Origin of the sequence: Flavobacterium sp. (assembly GCF_039916025.1) — a bacterium.
Classification (GTDB): Bacteria; Bacteroidota; Bacteroidia; order Flavobacteriales; family Flavobacteriaceae; genus Flavobacterium.
Genome location: NZ_JBDSMB010000084.1, coordinates 1 through 24,537 on the forward strand (window position 1 = coordinate 1; position 24,537 = coordinate 24,537).

Genomic DNA, 24,537 nt, shown 5'->3' on the forward strand with positions numbered 1-24,537 from the left:
CAGATAACGTTTGCGGATTTGCTTTTGCAATTGCTGCCAAATGAGAATTATGACAAATTCTGAAAGATGACCAATCTAACTTTTTTGCTAAATCATTTCTCCACTGACGAAGTGCATTAAAATGATTCTGTTCGTTTGGTGACAAATCTTCTTCAGAAAATTTAGCTGGGTTATTTTCTTTTTTCCTGCCCTTTGAGACATAAAAAACTGTTGCTGACCAAAAGTCTTTTGTTCCTGTTGTGACAAAATTTGTAGAAGCTAATTTCACATCTACAGAATCCAGAAACTGATTCATTATTTCCTGATCCATTTGACAGAATTCTTTCGCCAGACGAATATTAAATACCTTGATATTCATAACTTCTGTTTTGAAAATTATTTCCCCAATAAAAGAAGGTCGCTAATAACGATTTCAGTCACATACCTTTTCTCTCCATCTTTGTCGATATAATCGCTATAGGTTAGCTTTCCTTCAACGCAAATTTCTTTTCCTTTAGTTACATACTTTTCGATGATCTCTGCAAGTTTTCCCCATGCTTTTACTTTGTGCCATTGGGTGTCTTCCACTTTTTCGCCTTTGGCGTTTGTGTAACTGTCATTTGTAGCAAGGCTGATGTTTGCTACTTTTTTTCCTCCATCAAAAGTTTTGATTTCTGGTTCTTGACCAACGTGACCGATTAACTGTACTTTGTTTTTCATTGCATTCATGGCGTTTAAAATTCAAATGTTATTGTTAAAAATACTTTTGTTGTTTGAGATTGTTGTTTCAAATCAACGAGGCAAAGTTGTGGCGATTGAAATAAATTATTCGGTAACTTACCATTTACTTTCGGTTGTAATTGTTTGTAAACGTTTGTAAACGGAATTATTTGTATTATATTTGTTGAAAATCAATTAATTATGAGCCAGGAGATTAAATCCGTAGAATTAAGAAATTTACAAGTTGAAGATTACAAGCAACTAAAAAACTCCATGATTGAAGCTTATCCTGGGATGGAAAATAGCTACTGGAAAGAAGAACAAATTGAAAAGTTACTCGATATTTTTCCTGAAGGACAATTAGTAATTGTTGTTGATGATAAAGTTGTTGGTTCTGCCCTTTCTTTAATACTTGCTGAGGATTTGGTTGATAAAAATCATGATTATAAAAAAATTACAGGCAATTACACCTTTTCTACGCACAATCCCAGTGGAGAAATACTGTACGGTATTGATGTTTTTATTCATCCAAATTATAGAGGTTTGCGATTAGGCAGAAGATTATATGATGCCAGAAAAGAACTGTCCGAACAATTGAATTTAAAATCGATAGTTTTTGCAGGCCGAATTCCAAACTATGGCAAGTATGCTGACGAACTATCCCCAAAAGAATATATTGAAAAAGTAAAAAAGAAAGAATTACATGATCCTGTTTTATCTTTTCAGCTGAGTAATGATTTTCACGTAATGCGTGTTATGAAAAATTATTTAGAAGATGATAAAAAATCAAAAGAATTTGCAGTATTGCTAGAATGGAACAATATTTACTATGATGAAAGTCCACAGTATATTAATGCCACAAAAAGTATTATACGGTTGGGATTGGTACAGTGGCAAATGCGCTCACTCAACAATTTAGAGGAATTTTTTAATCAAGCTGAATTTTTTATTGATGCCGTTTCGGGTTACGGAAGTGATTTTGCTTTATTCCCAGAACTTTTTACTGCTCCACTAATGGCTGATTACAATCATCTTTCAGAAGCCGATGCGATTCGGGAATTAGCCAAACATGCTGATCCTATCAAAAAGAAATTCCAGGAATTTGCCATTTCATATAATATAAATATCATATCCGGGAGCATGCCCTATTTAGAAAATGGTATTTTGTATAATGCCGGATTTCTGTGTAAAAGAGACGGAACAAACGAAATATATAAAAAAATTCATATCACTCCCAACGAGGTGTTTCATTGGGGAATTACAGGTGGCGATATTATCCAAACGTTTGACACCGATTGTGGAAAAATTGGAATTATGGTTTGTTATGATGTTGAGTTTCCTGAATTATCTCGATTAATGGCTGATCAAGGAATGAATATTCTATTTGTACCCTTTTTGACTGATACTCAAAATGGCTATACCCGAGTAAAACATTGTGCTCAGGCACGGGCAATTGAAAACGAATGTTATGTTGCTATTGCAGGTTGTGTTGGTAATTTACCAAAAGTAAACAACATGGATATTCAATATGCACAAGCGGCTGTTTTTACCCCAAGTGATTTTGCGTTTCCCAGTAATGGTATCAAAGCCGAAGCAACTCCAAATACAGAAATGACTTTAATAGTTGATGTAGACATAGATTTATTAAAAGAATTACACGAGCACGGAAGTGTTCAAACCATTAAAGACAGAAGACATGATTTATATAGTTTGAAAAAATTGAAATAATTATGAATAAAACCTGCTTAGAATGTGGTGAAAAAATTGTTGGTCGCGAGGACAAAAAGTTCTGCAGTGATGGCTGCCGCAACGCCTTTAACAACAAAATAAATAAAGACAGCACAAATTATATGCGGAACATCAATAACAAGTTACGCAAAAATTACCGTATTTTGTCAAACCTCAATCTGGAAGGGAAATCAAAAACCACCAAAACCAAACTGTTAAGCAAAGGTTTTGATTTTGATTTTTTTACCAACATACTAAATACCGGAACTGGTAACACTTATTATTTTGTGTACGACCAGGGTTATCGAGTTTTGGATAACGATTTTTATATGTTAGTGAAAAAAGAACATTAATTTTATCTCTATGAGAAAAAACGATACTTCCCTACTTTCATTATTAGTGCTTGTCGCATTGATATTCGGCATTTTCTTCTTTATGATGCCGCAGGATTATGACCAAACCGAAGCGCCACTTTCGGAATTTTCTACTAAAAGAGCTTTGTCGACTGTAAAAGAAATTTCAAAAAAACCTCATTATGTCGGTTCCAAAAACCACGAGATTATTGCCAATTACCTTCAAAAAGAATTACAGGATTTAGGGTTAGAAACGTCGATTCAGGAAGGTTTTACCATGACCGAAAAAGGAACGTTGGTAAAGTCGAAAAACATTTTAGCCAAAATAAAAGGCTCCAAAAACACCAAAGCATTATTACTGCTTTCACATTATGATTCGGCGCCGCATTCTTATTCAAAAGGTGCCAGCGACGATGCTTCCGGAGTTGCCACAATAATGGAAAGTGTTCGTGCTTTTTTACACAACAAAACGCCTCATAAAAATGATATCATTATTCTTTTTACCGATGCCGAAGAATTAGGCCTGAATGGTGCCGCTCTTTTTGTGACGCAACATAAACTGGCAAAAGAAGTTGGTTTGGTATTGAATTTTGAAGCGCGCGGAAGTTCCGGTCCGAGTTATATGCTGATGGAAACAAATGAAGGAAACGCCAAAATGGTTGATGCATTCAAAGCCGGAAATGCAAGTTATCCTGTTTCCAATTCGTTGATGTATAGCATTTATAAAATGTTGCCAAACGATACCGATTTGACCGTTTTTAGAGAGCAGGGAAAAATTCAGGGTTACAATTTTGCTTTTATCGACAGCCATTTTAACTATCACACGGCTCAGGACAAATATGAAAATCTTGATCCAAAAACCCTGGCGCACCAGGGAAGTTATTTATTTCCATTGCTGAATTATTTTTCAAATGCTGACCTGACAGATTTGAATTCTACTGATGACGAAATTTATTTCAATGTTCCGTTTGGTTTTGTGAGCTATCCTTTTGGCTGGATTTTACCGATGCTGATTATTGCTTTTGGTTTGTTTTTTATCTTTGTTTTTGTTGGTTTGGGTAAGCGTGCTTTGCGCTTGGACGAAATCATCAAAGGATTTGTGCCGCTTTTAGGTTCGCTTGTAACTGCCGGTTTGGTGACTTATGTTGGCTGGAAATTGCTGCTGAGTTTTTATCCGCAATACAACGACATACTTCACGGATTTACATATAATGGTCACGATTATATTTATGCTTTTGTGAGTTTGACAATTGCTGTTTGCTTTTTGTTTTATCATAATGACGGCAAACGAAATCCGGAAATGAGTCAATTGATAGCGCCGTTATTTGTGTGGCTGCTTATCAATCTTGGAATTGCTTTTAAACTGCAAGGTGCAGGATTTTTGATTATTCCGGTTATTGCCAGTTCACTGATGTTGGGGTTTTATGTGCTTACACAAAAATCAGGTTGGATTTTGAATTGTTTATTGGCTATTCCAACGCTGATTATTTTGGTGCCGTTTATTCAAATGTTTCCAATTGGTTTGGGATTAAAAATTCTGGTTGGAAGCGCTGTTTTAACAGTATTGAGTTTTACCTTGTTATTACCAATTTTTGGTTCGTATGCCAAAAAAGGAATTTGGGCAATAGTTTTCATTTTGGTTTCGATTGGATTTTTTATCAAAGCGCATCAGGCTTCGGCTTATACCAATGAAAAAGCAAAACCAAACAGTTTGGTGTATATTTTAAATGCTGATATCAACAAAGCAAATTGGGCAACTTACGATACCAATCCTGACGAATGGACAAAAACTTATTTAGGTAAAAAGCCAAAGTCAGCTACTGCTTTAAATTCGTATAAATTGTATAGCAAATATGGATCGGAATATACTTTTATGGCTGATGCGCCAATCAAAAATATTCCAAGACCAACGATTGAATTTCTTCGGGATACGATAAAAGGAAACCAGCATTTGTACAAAATAAAAATCACGCCAAACAGAAATGTAAATCGTTACGACATTTTTGTAAACAACGATAGTCAAATTCATAATTTAAAAGCCAATGGCGTACAATCGATAGATTTTAAGAGCAATATTGCTTCCAAAACTTCGGATAAATTGTTGACCTATTATGTTGTCGGTAATCTTCCGCTTGAATTGGAATTCTCAACTTCAAAATCACAAAAAATGGATTTAGATTTAATGGAAAGCTCATTTGATTTGCTGGCAAATCCTTTGATAAAAATGAAGCAAAGAAAATCCGGAATGATTCCAACGCCATTTGTGTTGAACGATGCAATAATTATCAAACAAAAAATAAAACCATCGCCAATATTACCAACAGAAACACCGGCAATGCGGAACTATTATGAACGAAGAGACAGTTTGACGGTTGCAGTTGATAGTTTGAAGTAAAATATATATATTATATAATATAAAAATATTCGTACATTAGATATGCTAATGTAATCATGAATATGAAAGTTGCAAATTTACAATCCAAAATTTACGAAATCAGAAATCTAAAAGTAATGTTAGATTTTGACCTTGCTGAGTTATATGAAATACAGACTAAGTTCTCAATCAAGCTGTTAAACGTAATTATAAAAGATTCCCTTTAGATTTTATGTTTCAATTAAGTCAAGAAGAATGGGCAACTATGCGGTCACAATTTGTGACCGCATCCCAAGAAAAAAGAAATGTTAGAACTGCTCCGTATGCTTTCACTGAGCAAGGTGTTGCTATGTTAAGCGGAATTTTAAATTCTGATATAGCTATAAATGTCAACATAGCCATTATGCGAACATTTGTAATGATAAGAAAATATGCAATTAAGCATAAAGATTTCAATGAAAAGTTGAATGTTTTAGAAACCATATATGACAAAAAATTTGGCGACATTTATGAAGCATTAAACCATCTTCTTCAAAAAGAAGAAACAGAAAAGAAGCAAAAAAGAACGAAAACAAATTGGTTTCAATAAATGATGAAGCAAATCTCTATTTTAGGTTGCGGTTGGCTGGGTTTGCCTTTGGCGAATTCATTGTTGAAAAATGGCTTTTCGGTAAAAGGTTCTACGACTTCTCTGGAGAAAATTTCTTTATTAGAAAATCATAGAATTCAGGCTTTTCAAATTGAATTATCTGAAACCGAAATCAGAGGCGAAATCAATTCGTTTCTGGAAAATTCAGAAATTCTGATAATTGATATTCCACCAAAATTGCGAAGCATTTCAAGCGAAAACTTTGTAAAAAAAATTCAAAATCTAATTCCGTTTATCGAAAAATCAACTGTTGAAAAAATTATTTTTATAAGTTCTGTTTCTGTTTATGGTGATGACAATTCGATTATTACAGAAGCCACAAAACTTCAACCTGATACCGAAAGCGGAAAGCAATTAGTAGAAGCTGAAAATCTTTTGCAAAGCAATTCCAATTTTAAAACTTCTATTGTTCGCTTTGGCGGATTGATTGGAGAAAATCGCCATCCAATACATTTTTTGGCCGGGCGGCAAAATCTTGAAAATCCTGAAGGACCAATAAATTTAATTCATCAAACGGATTGTATTGGTATTATTGAGTCTATTATTTGTCACACTGAGCTTGTTGAAGTGTTCAATGCTGTTGCACCATTTCATCCTTCGAGAAAAGAATATTACACTCAAAAAGCTATAGAATTAGGATTGCCTTTACCTGAATTTGATAAAGAAAAAATCTCTGTTGGAAAAACAATTCTGAGTGATAAAACAGAAACGATTTTAAACTATAAATTCCAAAATACAACCTTATGAATACTACCGACATAATCGGAACCATTGGCGTCAGCCTTATTTTGATTGCTTATTTCCTGAATATTTTTTCTTTGATAAAAAAGGATGGAAACTTATTCTACATCTTAAATATTTTCGGCGGTGCTATAGCTTGTTTTTCTTCTTATCTTATTCGGTTTTGGCCGTTTGTAATTCTCGAAGGAACATGGGCAGTCATTAGTGTCGTTGCCTTATTAAAAAGTATAAAAAAACCTCAAGATTAACTTGAGGTTTTTTATTTATAATTTCAATTTGATTACCAAATCTTAACTCTTTTGTTTGGCTCAACATACATTCCGTCACCTTGTTTGATATCAAACGCTTTGTAGAATGTATCCAAGTTTAACAATGGCACATAAGCTCTGTACATTCCAGGTGAATGCGGATCAGTTTTTACTTGATTTTTCAAAGCTTCATCACGCATTTTACTTCTCCATATTGTAGCCCATGAAATAAACAAACGTTGCTCTGGCGTGTATCCATCGATTAATCCTGGATTACCATTTTCTTTTAAATACAATTGCAAACCATCGTAAGCTGCATTAATTCCACCTAAATCTCCAATGTTTTCACCTAAAGTGAATTTACCGTCAACATGAGTTCCAGGTAAAGGCTCTAAAGCAGAATATTGATCTGCCAAAGCTGTTCCTAATGCTGTGAATTGAGTTAAATCTCCTTCAGTCCACCAATCTACAAGATTTCCTTCTGCATTGTATCTTGAACCTTCATCGTCAAAACCATGTGAAATTTCATGACCAATAACGGCTCCAATTCCACCGTAATTTACAGCTTCGTCAGCTTTATAATCATAAAAAGGTGGTTGTAAAATTGCTGCCGGGAAAACAATCTCATTGTAAGATGGGTTGTAGTAAGCATTAACTGTTTGTGGAGACATTCCCCATTCTGTTTTATCTACTGGTTTTCCTTGTTTTTCTAAATCTTTTTTCCAGTTCCATTCAGCTATATTTCTTGCGTTGTCAAAAAAACTTCCACCTTCGTCCGGGCTTTTAACTGTTAAAGCTGAATAGTCTTTCCATTTGTCAGGATATCCAATTTTAATTGTTAAGCTATTTAATTTTTGAATAGCTTTTGCCTTAGTTTCCGGCGACATCCATACTAAGTTATTGATTCTGTTTTGATAAGCACGCATAACGTTTTTAATCATTTTGGCTGCTTTACCTTTAGCTTCTGCCGGGAACATTTTTTCAACATATAGTTTTCCTAAAGCTTCTCCAACTGTTCCATTAACAACCTGAAGTGCTTTTTCATGACGTGGTCTTTGTTTCAAAGCACCAGTTAATGTTTTTCCGTAAAATTCCCAGTTTGCTGTTTCAATATCAGTTGATAATGTAGAAGCAGAACCTCTTAACAACATCCAACGCATGTATTCTTTCCAATCCTCAACTTTATTGTCAGTGAAAATCTTTTGCAAAGAAGCCATGTAACGAGGTTGACTTACAATGATAGTATCTAATTTTTTGAATCCAACTTCTGATAAATATGTATTCCAGTCAATAGCCGGAACCATTTTTTGCAGATCAGCAATAGCTGTTGGATTGTATTGTTTTCTGGCATCTCTTCTTTCAACTCTGTCCAACCTTGGGCTTGACATTGCTGTTTCTAAAGCTAAGATTTTATCGGCATTTGCTTTCGCCTGCTCTGGTTTTTCACCCAAAAATTGCAACATTCTTGCTACGTGAAGAACATATTTTGCTCTTTTTTCCTGAGAATCTTTATCATCTGCAACATAATAATCTCTGTCAGGTAAACCTAATCCTCCAGGTCCAAGACTTACTACATTTCTGTTACTGTTTTTGTCATCAGCTCCAATTCCAACACCAAAGAATCCAACGCCACCGCCTTTGGCTTCTTCCTGCATCATCAGTTTTTGCAAATCTGACATGTTTTTAACCGCATCGATTTTTGCTAAGTAAGGTCTGATAGGATCAATTCCGTGCTTGTTTCTTGCCACAGTATCCATCGCAGCTTTATACATGTTTATGGCTTTTCCCTGATCGGTATTTGAACCATACTTTGGATTTTTAGCTGCATCATTTAAAATAGCTAAGGCATCTTTGTCTGTGTTTTGACGTAATTCATCAAAACTTCCCCAACGCGTTTTATCAGCTGGAATTTCTGTGTTTTTTAACCAAGTCCCATTTACAAACTTAAAAAAGTCGTTTTTTGGGCTCACCGTTTTGTCCATTAAAGACAAGTTGATTCCCGGTTTTTTTTGCTGTGCATTGATTTGAATAGCGCTTGTAAAAACAGCAGCCGTCAACAATGTTTTTGAGAGAATAGTAAACTTCATAAATAGTTGAATTATTTTTAGTTGGTACAAATTTATTGTTTCTAATGAAAGAAACATTTTTTTAACAGAATTATATGTCTTAATTATTTTCGAAATGTTACAAAGAATGACTTGCTTTTGTACTTTTGCAAAAAAAGAATGCTCGATTTTATAAAGAAATACAGGATTTTCATTGGGACTTTTGTTGTTTTTTCTATCATAACCATTTCGTTGTTTTACAATGTTTTAAAACCAGGTAAAACGCTGCCTATTTATAATCCTTCAGATGTTAACCCGGAATTAGTTGACTCAACGGTTCAATATATTGCACGCGCACATACAATTGCTGACTTTTCTTTTATCAATCAAAACGGAAAAGTAATTACACAAAAAGACTACGAAGGCAAAATTTATGTTGCCGATTTTTTCTTTACTACCTGTCAATCTATTTGTCCAATTATGACCACAAATATGGTTGATGTGCAAAAAGCTATTTTAAATAATCCAAAAGTGATGCTGCTTTCGCATACCGTAACTCCTGAAATTGACAGTGTTCCTGTTTTGAAAAAGTATGCTCTCGAAAAAGGTGTTGTTGATTCCAAATGGAACCTGGTTACCGGCGATAAAAAAGACATTTACAGCTTGGCACGAAAATCCTATCTAGCTGTAAAATTGGGCAAGCCAGATGAATTATATGATATGGTTCATACCGAAAATTTTGTGCTTGTTGATGCTCAAAGAAGAGTTCGTGGATTTTATGATGGTACCAAAAAAGAAGAAATTAATCGCCTGATTGACGATATCAATTGGCTCTGCGAGAATGATAAAAAGTAGTTAAACTGATAATTATCATTTGAATTTCTTTTTTTATGGTTACTTTTGCAATCTTAATTCAATCTAAATAAGCATTGAAAACTACTGTTGATTTATTACAAATTGGAGATATCGCAATAATTACCAATGTTGATTTGGACAAAATCCCGCTAAAGCTATTGGAAATGGGTTGCTTCCCGGATAATACTGTGGAAATTATCCAAATCGCACCGCTTGGCGATCCAATTTATCTGAATGTAAATAATGGTTCTCATTTGGCTATCAGAAAGGAAACTGCTCGTGAAATTGAAGTTGAAATCCTGGAGAAATAAATAAGCATGAGCATCCAAAACATTAATGTTGCCTTAATTGGAAATCCAAATACCGGAAAAACTTCGGTGTTCAACCAATTGACAGGTTTGAAGCAACAGGTTGGAAATTACCCTGGAATTACCGTTGAAAAAAAACTGGGCTTTTGCAAATTGACCAATACAATCAAAGCCAACATTCTTGATTTACCCGGAACTTATAGCCTAAATGCAAGTTCGATTGATGAAAACGTAGTTATTGAACTATTGCTCAATAAAAACGACAAACTCTTTCCTGATGTTGCTGTCGTAATTACGGATATTGAAAATTTAAAAAGAAACCTTTTACTTTTTACTCAGATAAAAGATTTAGAAATTCCGACCATTCTTGTCATTAACATGGCAGACAGAATGAAAGCCAAAGGAATTTCACTCGATATTACGCATCTTGAAGAAGAATTAAAAACCAAAATTGTTTTAGTAAGTACACGAAAAGGATATGGAATTGATGATCTGAAAAATCAAATCGTCGCATACAAATCATTATCAACGGAACCTTGCATGAATGCTTCAAGCATTGATGAAGAATATTTCAATAAACTCCGACATGCATTCCCAAATCAGTTGTTGTACAAGCTCTGGTTGGTTATTACACAAGATGTGAATTTTTTGAATTTGGAACGAAATGAAATCCGAAGTTCATTCACAAAATCACATTCTGATTTAAAACGTCTACAGCAAAAAGAAACCATAAAACGCTACCAGTTTATCAATGACACGTTGAAAGTTGGGCAAACAATTGACTCAACAAACGCTACCGATTTACGTTCGAAATTAGACAAAGTGCTAACGCATAAAATTTTTGGTTATGCTATTTTCTTTGGAATTCTATTGCTGATTTTTCAGTCTATTTTTGATTGGTCAAGTATTCCAATGGATTTTATTGACACATCTTTTGCCGATTTGGCGAACTATGCAAAAACGCATCTTCCGGCAGGAGAATTTACCAATTTAATCAGCGAAGGAATCATTCCGGGAATTGGCGGAATCGTAATTTTTATTCCACAAATTGCATTTCTTTTTCTCTTTATTTCTGTATTAGAAGAAAGTGGTTATATGAGTCGCGTAGTATTTTTGATGGATAAAATCATGCGCCGTTATGGACTTTCAGGCAAAAGTGTTGTGCCATTAATTTCGGGAACAGCGTGCGCGATTCCGGCAATTATGAGCGCCAGAAATATTGAAAACTGGAAAGAAAGATTAATCACAATTTTGGTTACACCTTTCATAACGTGTTCTGCGCGTTTACCCGTTTATGCTATCTTAATTGCGTTGATAATTCCAAACAAACGCCTATTTGGATTTTTCAGTTTACAAGGTGCAACGCTGATGATTTTGTATCTTTTAGGTTTTGGAATGGCGATTTTTTCAGCTTATATTTTAAACAAAATCCTAAAGGTTAAAACCAAATCGTATTTCGTGGTTGAGATGCCCAATTATAAATTGCCGCTTTTTAAAAACGTTGCCATTAACGTAATTGAAAAAACAAAATCATTCGTTTTTGGAGCTGGGAAAATCATTTTGGCGATTTCAATAATTCTATGGTTTTTGGGTTCACATGGCCCGGATGCTTCTTTTAAAAATGCTGAAAAAATAGTGGCTGATAACGCAAAAACGGAAGGCAAAACTCTTGAAAAAGAAGAGCTTGAAAACCTAACCAGCACATACAAACTTGAAAATTCATACATTGGAATAATCGGAAAATCAATTGAGCCTGTAATAAAACCTTTGGGTTACGACTGGAAAATTGGTATTGCTGTTGTTACCTCTTTTGCGGCTCGTGAAGTTTTTGTCGGAACATTAGCAACCATTTATAGCGTTGGAAATAACAACGATGACAGCACTATAAAAAGTAAAATGCAGGCTGATGTTCATGCCGATGGAACCAAAATATTCAACTTTGCCACCGGTGTTTCCTTATTGCTTTTTTATGCTTTCGCGATGCAGTGTGCAAGTACGTTAGCGGTAACTAAAAAGGAAACGAATACTTGGAAATGGCCAATGGTTCAGCTGGTTTTTATGAGTGGATTTGCCTATATAACTGCGCTGATTGCGTATCAATTCCTAAAATAATGGATACTCAACAAATCTTAGTTTATCTTGCAGTTGCAGTAGCCCTGGTTTTTATAATCCGAAAGTTTTTTTGGAAGAAAAAATCAAAGAAAAACTGTGGCGATGACGATTGCGGTTGTCACTAGACAATTTTCACATAAAGATTATTGGCAATTATATGTGAAATTGTGACTGCTTTTTCTTCGACTTTTATTCGCAACGACAAATCAAATTCTTCTTTGGCTAAAACGGTAATTTTAGAACCCAATGTGATTTGATTTTTATCCAGGTATTTTAAAAACTGTGTTGATGAATCTTTTACACCAATGCAAATTCCGGTTTGGTTTTCATCAAGTTCTGCCAATACCAGTTTTTCTACTTTATTGATTTTCCCGTTCGCATCCGGAATTGGATCGCCATGTGGATCTTCTGTTGGATTACCAAGGAAATCATCAAGTTTATTAATAAGTTTTTCCGATTTTATGTGTTCCAATTGTTCCGCAATATCATGAACTTCATCCCATGGGAAATGCAATTTATCTACCAAAAAAACTTCCCACAAACGGTGTTTCCTAACAATCATTTTTGCTGAAAGTTTTCCTTTTTCTGTCAATAAAACACCTTGGTATTTTTTGTAAACTATCAATTCTTTTTCAGCCAGTTTCTTCAGCATATCTGTCACCGATGAAGCTTTGGTTTCCATTTTCTCCGCAATAGCGTTGGTGCTTACCTCAACGCCTGAAGCAGCTGTAATGTGATATATTGTCTTTAGATAATTCTCTTCTGAAAAAGTCATTTTGCTTTTAATATATGTTTTTGATATTCAGATTCTAGCCCAGATAGTAGTGGAAATCCTTTTTTTAAATTCCCACGGGTTTAAACCCGTGGGAATTTAAAAAAAGATTGCAACGGATAGCTGGAAATAGCTCCAAAAAAAATTAATTCTTAACTATAAACAAAGGTATGTTTATTTTATGCCGAACGTTGTCAACCGTTGTTCCAAAAATCAAATCTTTGAAACCTGTATGCCCATGTGTTCCCATAATTAGTAAATCGTAATCGCCTTCATTAATTATTTTTGGAATGATTTTTCCTGGTTTACCAAATCCTAATTTAACCTCAATATGAAATCCTTTTTCTTCCAATAATTTTTTATAATCCAACAATAATTTCTCATCTATTGTTGTTTCGAGATCACTGGTTTTGCTGCCATACATCATTGCTCCTACGGTTTCTACAACATGTATCAATGTGTATTTTGTTTCTTTGCTACCTATGTCGAACGCATGATTCAATGCTTTCTCATCGGCATCTGAGAAATCAACTGAAATAGCGATGTTTTTCTTGTCGTAATTTCTTTCCGGACTGAGTTTTACAATCATGTTGTGAGGCGAATGATTTCCGATTACGTCTTTTGCTTCGGTAACGAATGGTTTGAAAATAATGTATAAAAGCAAAATCAGGAATCCTAATGCAAGCGGAACGACTGTAAACCATAAAACAATAGGGTTTTCTGAAGTTTCCAGCCAACCCTGAATTTCGTTAAAAACCAATTTAGCATTCAATGAAACGATTATGATGGCAACAATCCATGAGGCGATTTGTGTTACTGTGCTAATTTGAAATCCTTTCATCTTCGTTTTATCACTCACAAAATGTATCAATGGAATAATAGCAAAACCTAATTGCAAACTCAAAATCACCTGACTTAAAATCAGCATTTTTCCGGTTACGCCTTCACCAAAAACATAAATTACAATTACTGCAGGAACAATCGCAATCAAACGCGTAATAATTCTTCTTACCCAAGGTTGAATTCTCAAATTAAGATAACCTTCCATAACGATTTGACCAGCTAATGTTCCGGTTATTGTGGAGCTTTGTCCGGCTGCAATCAACGCAACAGCAAATAAAATCGGTGCCCATTTAGTTCCCAATAAAGGTTCCAAAAACTTATGTGCATCCTGAATTTCGGCAACATTAAACATTCCGTTTTGATAAAATACCGCAGCACCCAAAATCAAAATTGCGGCATTTACAAAAAAGGCCAGATTCAAAGCAATAGTCGAATCTATAAAATTATATTTCAATGCCTGCTTGATTCCTTTTTTGCTTCGGTCAAATTTTCGGGTTTGAACCAAAGAGGAATGCAGGTACAAATTATGAGGCATAACTGTTGCGCCAATAATTCCAATTGCAATATATAGTGCGTTTTCATTTGGCAATGAAGGAATTAAACCTGCAAATATTTTAGTAACTTCAGGCTGGGCAAAAATCATTTCAAAAATGAATGAAAACCCGATAATCATTACTAATGCAATGATAAAAGCTTCCATTTTTCGAATGCCTTTATTGATTAAAAACAGCAACAAAAAAGTATCCAAAACGGTTATCATTACACCCTGAATCAAAGAAATATCAAAGAGCAGATTCAAACCGATTGCCATTCCGAGAACTTCGGCCAAATCACAAGCGGCAATGGCAATTTCTGCTAAAAAATAGAGAATATAATTTATAAAAGGCGGGTACGTTTCACGCGATGCCTGCGCCAAATCACGTTGGGTAACAATTCCTAATCGCGCGCTTAAACTTTGTAATAGCAACGCCATTATGTTACTCATTAATAAAACCCAAAGCAAAGCATAACCAAACTGACTACCGCCGGCAATATCAGTTGCCCAGTTTCCCGGATCCATATAACCAACACTGATTAAGTATGCCGGGCCAAGAAATGCTAAAATTTTTCTAAAGCCTGTTTTTTTATTTTCGGTTGCAACCGATTGATTTACTTCTTCTAATGACTTGCTCATTTTAAAATGTTTTTACTTCGTAACAGTCGACCTAACGGTCTCGAGTGCACAAATATAAAAATAAATTTGATTAGGGTAAATATTTTTTTAGTTTTGTCTAAAAAATTAATTATGAGAAAAATTCTACTATTGTTTTGTGTTTTTGGAAGTTTTACAATTCAGGCACAAACGACTGAACCGATTCAATGTGACCGTCCGGACCAAACAGAAACTCCATCAATCGTTCCAAAAGGAATGTTCCAGGTTGAAACAGGTTTCACTTTTCAAAAGAATGATGAAATCAGTACGACTAATAGTTTACCAGCTGTTTTATGGAAATATGGTGTCAACGAAAACTTTGAATTGCGATTGATTACCGAATTTGTTTCAGAAAAAATAAATGCTGAAGAAATTTCTGGTTTCACTCCTGTTTTAATTGGTTTCAAAGTGAAGCTTTGTGACGAAAAAGGAATTATCCCAAAGACATCTTTTATTGGACATATTGGTCTACCAAATGCCGCTTCTTCAAAATACAAGTCTGACTTTGTCGCCCCTGAATTCAGGTTTACGATGCAACACACACTTTCTGATAAACTTTCATTAGGTTATAATTTGGGTTGTGAATGGGATGGAATGACGCCGGAAACTACTTTTGTTTACACACTTACTACAGGATATTCCATCAATAATAAAATGGGCTGTTATGCCGAATTATTTGGTTTTGCTCCTGAAAAAGATAAAGCCAATCACAATTTTGACGCAGGTGTTACCTATTTGATAAACAACAATTTTATGGTAGATTTGTCTTCAGGAATTGGCATTACCGATAATGCACCAGAGCATTATATCGCTTTTGGTTTTTCGTTCCGGATATAGATGAAACACTATCATTACATTTTTACGGGTTCAGGGTTATCGGCTTTGATGACCGTTTATGAAATGGTGCTTTCCAGGAAATTTGAAGATAAAACTATTTTGCTGATAGATGAAGATTCTAAGAAGACCAACGACAGAACCTGGTGTTTTTGGGATGAAAATAATTTGTTTGAACAAGTGGTTTCTAAAAAATGGGATGCTGCCCTTTTTGCTGATAAAAACTTCAAAAGAGAATTAAATCTCGAGCCTTATCAATATAAAATGATCAAAGGTTTGGATTTTTATAAACTGGTTTTTGATACAATTTCGAAACAAGGCAACATTCATTTTATCAATCAGAAAGTTATAGATTTTCAGGAATTAGGAAATCATTGTGTGGTAAAAACAGAAACAGAAAGCTTTACCTGCAACAAAATTTTCAACTCGATTTTCAATCTAATACTCGTAAAAACCCAAAATAAATATCCGTTGCTGCAACAACATTTTATTGGTTGGTTTATCAAATCTAAAGAAGCTGTTTTCAATCCGGATTGTGCAACGTTCATGGATTTTTCTATTCAACAGAAAGGCAATACGCGATTTATGTATGTTTTGCCAACATCTGAAACCGAAGCATTAATTGAATATACTTTGTTTTCCAAAGATTTACTTTCAACAACAGAATATGAAACTGAAATTCAAAATTATATTCTGAAACTCGGAATCACCGAATACGAAATCATAGAAAAAGAACAAGGCAATATTCCAATGACTTCTTATAAATTCTGGAAACACAATTCAAAAAACATTATCAATATAGGTTCTGCCGGTGGTTGGACAAAAGCCAGCACGGGTTATACTTTTAAAAACACAACCAAAAAATCAAAAGCCTTAGTGCAATTTTTATTGACAAAAAATAACTTTAGAAACTTTCATAAAAGAGATAAATTCTGGTTTTATGATTTACTTTTTTTGGATGTTTTAGATAGAAGAAACGACAAAGGTTCCGAAGTTTTTTTAGCACTTTTTAAAAAAGGAAACCCAACATTAATCTTCAAATTCCTTGATGAAGAAACGTCACTTTGGGAAGATTTTCAAGTCATTTGGAAATGCCCAAAACGTCTTTTTATTCGTGCATTATTCGGCAGAATTTTTAGGTTTTAATTTGGCTATGAAATGATAACAAATCTTTATGAGTTCTTTAAATCTAACTTTTAGAATTCTCGTTATCTTTGTAGTGGATTTTTTAAATCCTAATTCGTAATTCCTAATTCATAAATAAAAAATTATGTATCCAGAAGAAATGGTAAAACCAATGAGAGCTGAACTTTCAGACGCTGGTTTTCAAGATTTATATAATGCAGAAGACGTAAAAAATGCTATAAAAGCAGAAGGAACAACACTTGTGGTTGTAAATTCGGTTTGTGGATGTGCGGCAAGAAATGCACGCCCGGGAGCAAAAATGAGTTTAGACGGAGCAAAAAAACCGGATCACTTAATAACGGTTTTTGCCGGTGTTGACAAAGAAGCGGTTGATGCTGCAAGAGAAGAAATGTTCCCTTTCCCTCCATCTTCACCAAGTATGGCTTTGTTCAAAGACGGTGAATTGGTTCACATGTTAGAGCGTCACCACATTGAAGGTCGTCCGGCTGAAATGATTGCTGAGAACTTAAAAGACGCTTACGCAGAATTCTGTTAATCAAAAAAACATTTTTAAACAAAAACCCTTTCGAAACAATTTCGAAAGGGTTTTTGTTTTAGTGATAAGGGAAGAGGCATAAGGGATAAAAAGCATTAAATAAACTTATCCCTTTTCCCTAATCCCTTATTTTAATATCTTTGCACCGAATTCTTCCATTTAGGGTTCAAAAAAATATTTCTGTAATTTAAAGTTTATAGCATGCAACTGTATAACACCTTAAGCGCAGAAGAAAGAGCCGAGCTTATTGACCAAGCCGGAAAACAAAGGCTGACTTTGTCTTTCTATGCGTATGCCAAAATTCAAGATCCACAACAATTTCGCGACGATTTATTTATTGCCTGGAATGCACTCGATGCGCTTGGCAGAATTTATGTTGCCCACGAAGGAATTAATGCCCAGATGAGTGTTCCTGCCGAAAACTTTGAAGCTTTCCGCGACACTTTGGAAGTGTCTGATTTTATGAAAGGCATTCGTCTGAATGTTGCTGTCGATCAAGACGACCATTCGTTTTTGAAACTTACAATAAAAGTCCGTGACAAGATTGTAGCCGATGGTTTGAACGACGAAACTTTTGATGTTACAAACATTGGCATTCATTTAAAAGCTGCAGCATTCAACCAAATCTTAGAAGATCCAAATACGATTGTTGTTGATTTTAGAAATCACTACGAAAGCGAAATTGGTCATTTTAAAGGTGCGATAACTCCGGATGTGGAAACTTTCAGGGAAAGTTTGCCGATTATCAATGAACAACTTCAGAATCATAAAGAAGATAAAAATCTGGTGATGTATTGCACTGGCGGAATCCGTTGCGAAAAAGCTTCTGCTTATTTCAAACATCAGGGTTTTAAAAATGTTTATCAGCTTGAAGGTGGAATTATTCAATACGCCAAACAAATAAAAGAAGAAGGTTTAGAGAGCAAATTCATTGGTAAAAATTTCGTTTTCGATCACCGCCTTGGCGAAAGAATTACGGATGATATCGTTTCACAATGCCATCAATGCGGAAAACCTTGTGATAATCACACCAATTGTGAAAACGAAGGCTGTCATTTATTATTCATTCAATGTGATGAATGCAAAACTGCAATGGAAAACTGCTGCTCGGCTGAATGTCAGGAAATAATTCACATGTCATTGGTTGATCAGGTAAAACTGCGTCGCGGTGTAAAAAACGGAAATATGATTTTCAGAAAAGGAAAATCGGATAAATTATTATTCAAACATTCGGGTGAACTTTCGGATAAATCTTTGGCTCTAGCCGAGAAACCGAAAAACATTCGTCAAAAAATAAAAGTCAAAAAAGTCCTGATTGGCAAAGCCGAACATTACTATGCAAAACCACAGGTTGGGCTTTTCAGTATCGAAAATCATGAATTAGCTATTGGCGATAAAATTTTGATTTCAGGACCAACCACAGGAAACGAGGAAGTTATCGTTGAAAAAATGTTCGTTAACGGAAGTGAAAATACAATAGCAAAAACTGGCGATAAAGTAACCATGAGTCTGCCTTTCCGAATTCGTTTATCTGATAAATTGTTTAAGATTTTAGAATAGGTGTCAAATAGTAAAGAGCCGATAAATCGGCTCTTTATTTAACTAAGTTCTTGTCAAAACTTCAATTACTTGTTCTTCATCTCCATCTCCATCATAGTCATAAGTGCTTTTAACTTTCAACGTTGTTGATGAGAGTTCTGTGATTTGAACTGTTGATGGTTCGCCGCCGAAGGTTAGTGTAATATTATTACCGTTTCTTGTGTAAGTAAAAATTTCATCAAATTCTGCACAATTATATACATCTACTGATTTCCCAGTTCCATCTGCATTAAATTGAATATAATCTTTTCCACAAACTTCATGGTCGTCATAAGGAATAGTTTCTCCTCCAACTCTAGTTTCTTTGAAATACCATTTCCCGGTAAATTCCCCAGATGTTGAAGGACCATCATCTGAAGAGCATGAAAACGCCAGTCCTGATAGTATGGCAAGCGCGATTAATTTTATTTTTTTCATTTAAAATGTTTTTAGAGGTTCTTTGGCTAAAATAACCCTTTTTCCCTGCCAATACAAATAAAATCAAAATATGAGAAAAGAATTTTAAAACCTTCAAAAAATACTATCTTTACACTTTTAACGTTTTATGAATTATAAGTTGCTTTTTGCAACACTACATATATAATTATGGCTTGTCAAAGTTGTTCAACATCCGATGGTGGTGCACCAAAAGGATGCAAAAATAATGGGACTTGCGGCACCGATAGCTGCAACAAATTAACGGTTTTTGATTGGTTGGCCAATATGAGTTTGCCAAATGGGGAAACTGCTTTCGACTGTGTTGAAGTTCGCTTCAAAAACGGAAGAAAAGAATTTTTTCGCAATACCGAAAAACTTACACTTGGCATTGGAGATGTCGTTGCTACTGAAGCTTCACCCGGACATGATGTTGGAATTGTAACGCTTACCGGAGAATTGGTAAAGATTCAAATGAAGAAAAAAGGTGCAAATCACACCAGCCCCGATATCCCAAAAGTATACCGAAAAGCTTCCCAAAAAGATATCGATATTTGGAGCGATTCCCGCGACAAAGAAGAACCAATGAAAGTGAAAGCACGTGAATTGGCGATTACTCATAAATTGGAAATGAAAATTTCAGACATCGAATTTCAAGGCGATGGTTCCAAAGTAACTTTCTATTACACCGCAAACGACAGAGTCGATTTCAGGCTTTTGATCAAAGATTATTCCCGTGTATTCAGCACCAGAATTGAAATGAAACAAGTTGGTTTGCGACAAGAAGCAGCACGTCTTGGCGGCATTGGTTCTTGTGGTAGAGAATTATGTTGTTCTACCTGGCTGACTGATTTCCGTAGCGTAAATACTTCGGCAGCGCGTTACCAGCAATTGTCTTTAAATCCACAGAAATTAGCCGGACAATGCGGTAAATTAAAATGCTGTCTGAACTACGAATTGGACACTTATCTTGATGCTTTAAAAGGCTTTCCTGATTTTGAAACCAAATTAAAAACAGAAAAAGGCGATGCAATTTGCCAAAAACAAGATATTTTTAAAGGATTAATGTGGTTTGCATATACCGATAATTTTGCGAATTGGCATGTTTTAAACATTGAGCAGGTCAAAGAAATAATGGCTGAAAACAAACTAAACAATAAGGTAAGTTCTCTTGAAGATTTTGCTATTGAAACGGTTGCTGAGCCTGAAAAAGATTTTAACAATGCTATGGGACAAGAGAGTTTAACCCGATTTGACCAACCAAAAAAGAGCAAAAACAGAAACAAGAATAAAAGCAAGGTTTCAAATCAAAATGCAAATGCAGCTGAGCCAAAGGCGAACAGAACGCAGTTAATCCAAAAAAAGGAACAAGGTCAAAATCCAAACCAAAACCAGAAAAAGGAACAAGGGAAAGGTCAAGGGCAAAATCAAAATCAAAAACGAGCCACAGGCGAACGGAGTGAAGCTAAACCAGAGAACAAAAAACCAATAATCATAAAAAAGAATGAAAATAAAGAATAGCATCCTTTTTATTTTAATCCTGCTTTTAGTTATTTCCTGTGATAAAAAAAGAGTTTTTGACCAATATAAATCAGTTGGAAAAACCTGGCATAAGGACAGCATTGTGACTTTTGAGCTGCCAAAACTGGATCCAAAAAAGTTCTTTAATCTGTATGTAAATGTCAGAGATAATGACGATTATCCATTCAATAATTTGTTTCTGATTGTTTCTCTTGAACAACCCAACAGAAAGATAAAAGTCGACACGCTTGAATACCAAATGACAAATGCTGACGGAACACTTCTTGGAGATGGCTTTTCGGATATTAAAGAAAGTAAACTTTTTTATAAAGACAAAGTAAACTTTACTCAAAAAGGAATTTATAAAATTCACATACAGCAGGCAAACAGACAAACCGGGAAAATTGAAGGTGTTGCGACACTTCCCGGCGTTTCAGATGTTGGCTTCAGAATAGAATCTACAGAATAAAAATTATGGCACAAAAAAATAACACTCCGGTAAAAGACATTAAATACTACCAAAAGAAATTTTGGAAGTTGTTCTTTTATGGTCTTGGAGTAATTGCTTTGTTTTTCGCTTTGGCTTCATGGGGATTTTTTGGAAACATGCCTTCGTTTGAAGATTTAGAAAATCCGGAATCGAACTTGGCAACCGAAGTTATTTCATCCGATGGTGTAACTATTGGGAAGTTTTATAACGAAAACAGAACGCCAATCAAATACGAAGACTTACCACCACATTTAGTAAAAGCATTAGTCGCTACCGAAGATGAACGTTTCTACGAGCATTCCGGAATTGATGCCAGAAGAACTTTTGGTGCTGCTTTAAAATTAGGTGCAAATGGTGGAGCCAGTACGCTAACGCAACAGTTGGCCAAATTGTTATTCCATGGTGAAGGATCAACATTCAAGCTTTTCCGTGTCATTCAAAAAGTAAAAGAATGGATTATTGCTGTCAAACTTGAACGTCAATACACCAAAAACGAAATTATCGCAATGTACCTTAACAAAGCGGATTTTGTAAATACCGCTGTCGGAATTCGTTCAGCTTCAAAAGTATATTTTGGCAAAGAACCACGCGATTTGACTGTGGACGAAGCGGCAATGTTTGTCGGAATGCTAAAGAATCCATCCTATTTTAACCCTTTACGCCGCATCGAAAAAGTACGTACAAGAAGAAATACGGTTTTGGGGCAAATGGTTAGAAATGGTATTTTGGATAAAGCTACCAAAGATAAATTGGCCGCTCAACCAATCGTTTTACACTTTCATCCTGAAAGCCACAAAGAAGGAACAGCGACTTATTTTAGAGAATTCCTTCGCGAGTACATGAAAAACTGGGCGAAAGAAAACAAAAAACCAGACGGAAGCGATTATGATATCTATAGTGATGGTTTGAAAATTTACACTACCATAGATTCTAAGATTCAGGAACATGCCGAAGAAGCCGTTTCTGCTCACATGAAAAATCTGCAAAAGCAATTCTTTACGGAACAAAAGGATAATAAAAATGCTCCGTTTTTAAAGATTACTCCGGAAGAAACCAAGAGAATCATGGACAAAGCCATGAAGTCATCCGATCGTTGGCGAATCATGAAGGAAGATGACAAATCAGATGAAGAAATTATCGCCTCGTTTGAAGTCAAAACAAAAATGAAAGTCTTTTCATGGAAAGGCGAAGTCGATACGTTGATGACACCGACTGACTCAATCCGATATTACAAACATTTTCTTCAGGCAGGTTTAATGTCAATGGAACCAAAAACCGGACATATCAAGGCTTGGGTTGGTGGAATTGATTATAAATATTTCCAATACGATCACGTTGGACAAGGTGCACGTCAAGTGGGCTCAACATTCAAACCATTTGTTTATGCTACAGCAATCGAACAATTAGGAATGTCTCCATGTGATTCGATTATTGATTCGCCGTTTACAATTCCGGTTGGTAGACATCACGTTACTGAAGCATGGACACCAAAAAACTCAGACAACAAATACCGCGGAATGGTTACTCTGAAAAAAGCATTGGCGAATTCTATCAATACCGTTTCGGCAAAACTGATGGATAAAGTTGGTCCCGAAGCAGTAGTTGCCTTAACCAAAAAATTAGGCGTGAAATCAGAAATTCCTGTGCAACCTTCAATTGCGCTTGGCGCGGTAGAAATTACGGTGGAAGATATGGTTGCGGCTTACAGCACTTTTGCCAATCAAGGTGTTTATGTCAAACCACAATTTATCAGCCGAATTGAAGACAAAAATGGCGTAGTGCTTTACGAGCCTGTTCCGGAAACACACGATGTTTTGAATAAAGATATTGCTTATGCGGTTATCAAACTTCTTGAAGGTGTAACTGAAGAAGGTTCAGGAGTTCGTCTAAGAACACAGGGCGGCGGAAGCGGCGACAATCGTTGGACTGGTTATCCGTATATGTTTACGAATCCAATTGCAGGAAAAACAGGAACTTCTCAAAACCAATCTGATGGTTGGTTTATCGGAATGGTGCCCAATTTAGTTACCGGAGTTTGGGTTGGCTGCGAAGACCGTTCGGCGCGTTTCAAAGGAATCACTTATGGTCAGGGTGCCACGGCTGCTCTACCTATTTGGGGTTATATGATGAAGAAATGTTATGAAGATAAAGATTTGCTGATTTCAAAAGACCCATTTGAAAGACCTGATAATTTATCTATAAAAGTGGATTGTTGGACTCCGAAAAAAGTAGAAGTCGACTCAACTGCACTTCCTCCGGAAGAAGAACAAAACACAGACGAATTTGGGTTGTAATATTTAGGAGCTATTTCCTGCTATTCGCTATATTCCCGATAAATCGGGAGATACCGCTACTATCAGGGCTAAAAAAATAACTATGATTAACAAAAAAGTAAATTCCGTTCACGAAGCACTGCAAGGCATTGAGGACAATATGACAATAATGCTTGGTGGCTTTGGACTTTGTGGCATTCCAGAAAATAGTATTGCTGAATTAGTTAAAAAAGAAACTACTGGCTTAACTTGTATTTCAAACAATGCTGGTGTTGATGATTTTGGTCTTGGATTGCTTCTGCAAAAAAGACAAATCAAAAAAATGATTTCTTCCTATGTTGGAGAAAACGCCGAATTTGAGCGTCAGATGCTTTCCGGAGAATTAGATGTTGAGTTAACACCACAAGGAACTTTAGCCGAAAAATGCCGTGCTGCTCAAGCCGGAATTCCAGCATTCTTCACGCCTGCCGGATTTGGAACAGAAGTCGCTGAAGGAAAAGAAGCTCGAGAATTCAACGGAAAAATGCACGTAATGGAATTAGCCTATAAAGCTGATTTTTCAATCGTAAAAGCATGGAAAGGTGACGAAGCTGGAAACTTAATTTTTAAAGGAACAGCTCGAAACTTCAACGCTTGTATGGCTGGCGCCGGAAAAATTACCATCGCCGAGGTTGAAGAATTATTACCTGTAGGTTCGTTAGATCCAAATCAAATACACATTCCCGGGATATTAGTTCAAAGAATTTTCAAAGGAGAAAAATTTGAAAAAAGAATTGAGCAACGCACAACTAGAAAAAGAGATTAAT

Annotated in this window: 25 protein-coding genes; 19 read left to right on the top strand and 6 right to left on the bottom strand. The window is 35.4% G+C overall.

Annotation, left to right across the window (positions count from 1 at the left end):
* Positions 1-358: HRDC domain-containing protein (locus ABIQ27_RS05415; RefSeq protein ID WP_348032763.1), on the bottom strand; the 358-nt coding region annotated here is incomplete at its 3' end.
* A 17-nt stretch (positions 359-375) separates the two neighbouring features.
* A complete protein-coding gene (gene ssb / locus ABIQ27_RS05420; RefSeq protein WP_348032764.1) occupies positions 376-708 on the bottom strand; it encodes a single-stranded DNA-binding protein in 333 nt (110 codons plus the stop codon).
* A gap of 192 nt (positions 709-900) precedes the next feature.
* Between ssb and ABIQ27_RS05425 the strand changes: the two genes are divergently transcribed.
* The 7 genes from ABIQ27_RS05425 to ABIQ27_RS05455 all read left to right on the top strand — a co-directional run bounded on the left by ABIQ27_RS05425 (position 901) and on the right by ABIQ27_RS05455 (position 6,792).
* Entirely contained in the window at positions 901-2,427 is a 1,527-nt protein-coding gene (locus ABIQ27_RS05425; RefSeq protein ID WP_348032765.1) for a bifunctional GNAT family N-acetyltransferase/carbon-nitrogen hydrolase family protein, read from the top strand.
* A gap of 2 nt (positions 2,428-2,429) precedes the next feature.
* Positions 2,430-2,780, top strand: a complete 351-nt coding sequence (locus tag ABIQ27_RS05430) for a hypothetical protein (protein ID WP_348032766.1) — start codon at positions 2,430-2,432, stop codon at positions 2,778-2,780.
* 10 nt (positions 2,781-2,790) lie between these two features.
* Positions 2,791-5,175: a M20/M25/M40 family metallo-hydrolase gene (locus tag ABIQ27_RS05435; RefSeq protein WP_348032767.1), complete on the top strand. Its 2,385-nt coding sequence runs from the start codon at positions 2,791-2,793 to the stop codon at positions 5,173-5,175.
* A 116-nt stretch (positions 5,176-5,291) separates the two neighbouring features.
* Positions 5,292-5,381: a hypothetical protein gene (locus ABIQ27_RS05440; protein ID WP_348032808.1), complete on the top strand. Its 90-nt coding sequence runs from the start codon at positions 5,292-5,294 to the stop codon at positions 5,379-5,381.
* A 5-nt stretch (positions 5,382-5,386) separates the two neighbouring features.
* The gene (locus ABIQ27_RS05445; RefSeq protein WP_348032768.1) at positions 5,387-5,743 is read left to right on the top strand and encodes an ORF6N domain-containing protein; all 357 of its coding nucleotides are present in this window, start codon (positions 5,387-5,389) and stop codon (positions 5,741-5,743) included.
* Positions 5,744-6,550 carry an SDR family oxidoreductase gene (locus ABIQ27_RS05450; RefSeq protein WP_348032769.1) on the top strand — a complete coding sequence of 269 codons (807 nt, stop codon included), beginning with the start codon at positions 5,744-5,746 and terminating at the stop codon, positions 6,548-6,550.
* On the top strand, positions 6,547-6,792 hold the full coding sequence (locus ABIQ27_RS05455; protein ID WP_348032770.1) for a hypothetical protein: 246 nt from the start codon (positions 6,547-6,549) through the stop codon (positions 6,790-6,792). Before ABIQ27_RS05450 ends, ABIQ27_RS05455 begins: the two co-directional genes overlap by 4 nt.
* 32 nt (positions 6,793-6,824) lie before the next feature.
* Here the strand turns inward: ABIQ27_RS05455 and ABIQ27_RS05460 are convergent, their stop codons facing one another.
* Positions 6,825-8,879: a M13 family metallopeptidase gene (locus ABIQ27_RS05460; protein WP_348032771.1), complete on the bottom strand. Its 2,055-nt coding sequence runs from the start codon at positions 8,877-8,879 to the stop codon at positions 6,825-6,827.
* Between the two features lie 138 nt (positions 8,880-9,017).
* Here ABIQ27_RS05460 and ABIQ27_RS05465 point away from each other — a divergent pair, with 138 nt between their 5' ends.
* The 4 genes from ABIQ27_RS05465 to ABIQ27_RS05480 all read left to right on the top strand — a co-directional run bounded on the left by ABIQ27_RS05465 (position 9,018) and on the right by ABIQ27_RS05480 (position 12,237).
* Positions 9,018-9,692 carry an SCO family protein gene (locus tag ABIQ27_RS05465; RefSeq protein WP_348032772.1) on the top strand — a complete coding sequence of 225 codons (675 nt, stop codon included), beginning with the start codon at positions 9,018-9,020 and terminating at the stop codon, positions 9,690-9,692.
* 74 nt (positions 9,693-9,766) lie between these two features.
* A complete protein-coding gene (locus ABIQ27_RS05470; RefSeq protein WP_348032773.1) occupies positions 9,767-10,003 on the top strand; it encodes a FeoA family protein in 237 nt (78 codons plus the stop codon).
* A 6-nt stretch (positions 10,004-10,009) separates the two neighbouring features.
* A complete protein-coding gene (feoB, locus tag ABIQ27_RS05475; protein WP_348032774.1) occupies positions 10,010-12,112 on the top strand; it encodes a ferrous iron transport protein B in 2,103 nt (700 codons plus the stop codon).
* Positions 12,112-12,237 (top strand): FeoB-associated Cys-rich membrane protein, encoded by a 126-nt coding sequence (locus ABIQ27_RS05480; RefSeq protein WP_348032775.1) that lies wholly within the window; start codon positions 12,112-12,114, stop codon positions 12,235-12,237. Before feoB ends, ABIQ27_RS05480 begins: the two co-directional genes overlap by 1 nt.
* Here the strand turns inward: ABIQ27_RS05480 and ABIQ27_RS05485 are convergent.
* Together ABIQ27_RS05485 and ABIQ27_RS05490 are read right to left on the bottom strand one after the other, a co-directional pair.
* Positions 12,234-12,887 (bottom strand): metal-dependent transcriptional regulator, encoded by a 654-nt coding sequence (locus ABIQ27_RS05485; protein ID WP_348032776.1) that lies wholly within the window; start codon positions 12,885-12,887, stop codon positions 12,234-12,236. The genes ABIQ27_RS05480 and ABIQ27_RS05485 overlap by 4 nt on opposite strands.
* A 142-nt stretch (positions 12,888-13,029) precedes the next feature.
* The gene (locus ABIQ27_RS05490) at positions 13,030-14,901 is read right to left on the bottom strand and encodes an Nramp family divalent metal transporter (RefSeq protein WP_348032777.1); all 1,872 of its coding nucleotides are present in this window, start codon (positions 14,899-14,901) and stop codon (positions 13,030-13,032) included.
* 111 nt (positions 14,902-15,012) lie between these two features.
* On the opposite strand from ABIQ27_RS05490, the gene ABIQ27_RS05495 reads away from it, so the two are divergent.
* The 4 genes from ABIQ27_RS05495 (at position 15,013) to ABIQ27_RS05510 (ending at position 18,994) form a co-directional block, all read left to right on the top strand.
* Positions 15,013-15,756, top strand: coding sequence for a transporter (locus ABIQ27_RS05495; RefSeq protein WP_348032778.1), 744 nt, complete (start codon positions 15,013-15,015; stop codon positions 15,754-15,756).
* A complete protein-coding gene (locus ABIQ27_RS05500; RefSeq protein ID WP_348032779.1) occupies positions 15,757-16,899 on the top strand; it encodes a lycopene cyclase family protein in 1,143 nt (380 codons plus the stop codon).
* Between the two features lie 124 nt (positions 16,900-17,023).
* Complete coding sequence (locus ABIQ27_RS05505) at positions 17,024-17,434, top strand: BrxA/BrxB family bacilliredoxin (RefSeq protein WP_348032780.1); 411 nt, start codon at positions 17,024-17,026, stop codon at positions 17,432-17,434.
* A 201-nt stretch (positions 17,435-17,635) separates the two neighbouring features.
* Entirely contained in the window at positions 17,636-18,994 is a 1,359-nt protein-coding gene (locus tag ABIQ27_RS05510; protein ID WP_348032781.1) for a rhodanese-related sulfurtransferase, read from the top strand.
* 42 nt (positions 18,995-19,036) lie between these two features.
* Here ABIQ27_RS05510 and ABIQ27_RS05515 read toward each other — a convergent pair whose 3' ends face one another.
* Positions 19,037-19,450 (bottom strand): lipocalin family protein, encoded by a 414-nt coding sequence (locus tag ABIQ27_RS05515; RefSeq protein WP_348032782.1) that lies wholly within the window; start codon positions 19,448-19,450, stop codon positions 19,037-19,039.
* A 168-nt stretch (positions 19,451-19,618) separates the two neighbouring features.
* Here ABIQ27_RS05515 and ricT point away from each other — a divergent pair, with 168 nt between their 5' ends.
* From ricT to ABIQ27_RS05535, 4 genes are all read left to right on the top strand, one after another.
* Complete coding sequence (ricT, locus tag ABIQ27_RS05520) at positions 19,619-20,968, top strand: regulatory iron-sulfur-containing complex subunit RicT (RefSeq protein ID WP_348032783.1); 1,350 nt, start codon at positions 19,619-19,621, stop codon at positions 20,966-20,968.
* Positions 20,952-21,437 (top strand): gliding motility lipoprotein GldH, encoded by a 486-nt coding sequence (locus ABIQ27_RS05525; protein WP_348032784.1) that lies wholly within the window; start codon positions 20,952-20,954, stop codon positions 21,435-21,437. Before ricT ends, ABIQ27_RS05525 begins: the two co-directional genes overlap by 17 nt.
* 5 nt (positions 21,438-21,442) lie before the next feature.
* Positions 21,443-23,752 (top strand): PBP1A family penicillin-binding protein, encoded by a 2,310-nt coding sequence (locus ABIQ27_RS05530; RefSeq protein ID WP_348032785.1) that lies wholly within the window; start codon positions 21,443-21,445, stop codon positions 23,750-23,752.
* An 82-nt stretch (positions 23,753-23,834) separates the two neighbouring features.
* A complete protein-coding gene (locus ABIQ27_RS05535; RefSeq protein WP_348032786.1) occupies positions 23,835-24,536 on the top strand; it encodes a CoA transferase subunit A in 702 nt (233 codons plus the stop codon).
* Position 24,537: the final 1 nt, after the last annotated feature.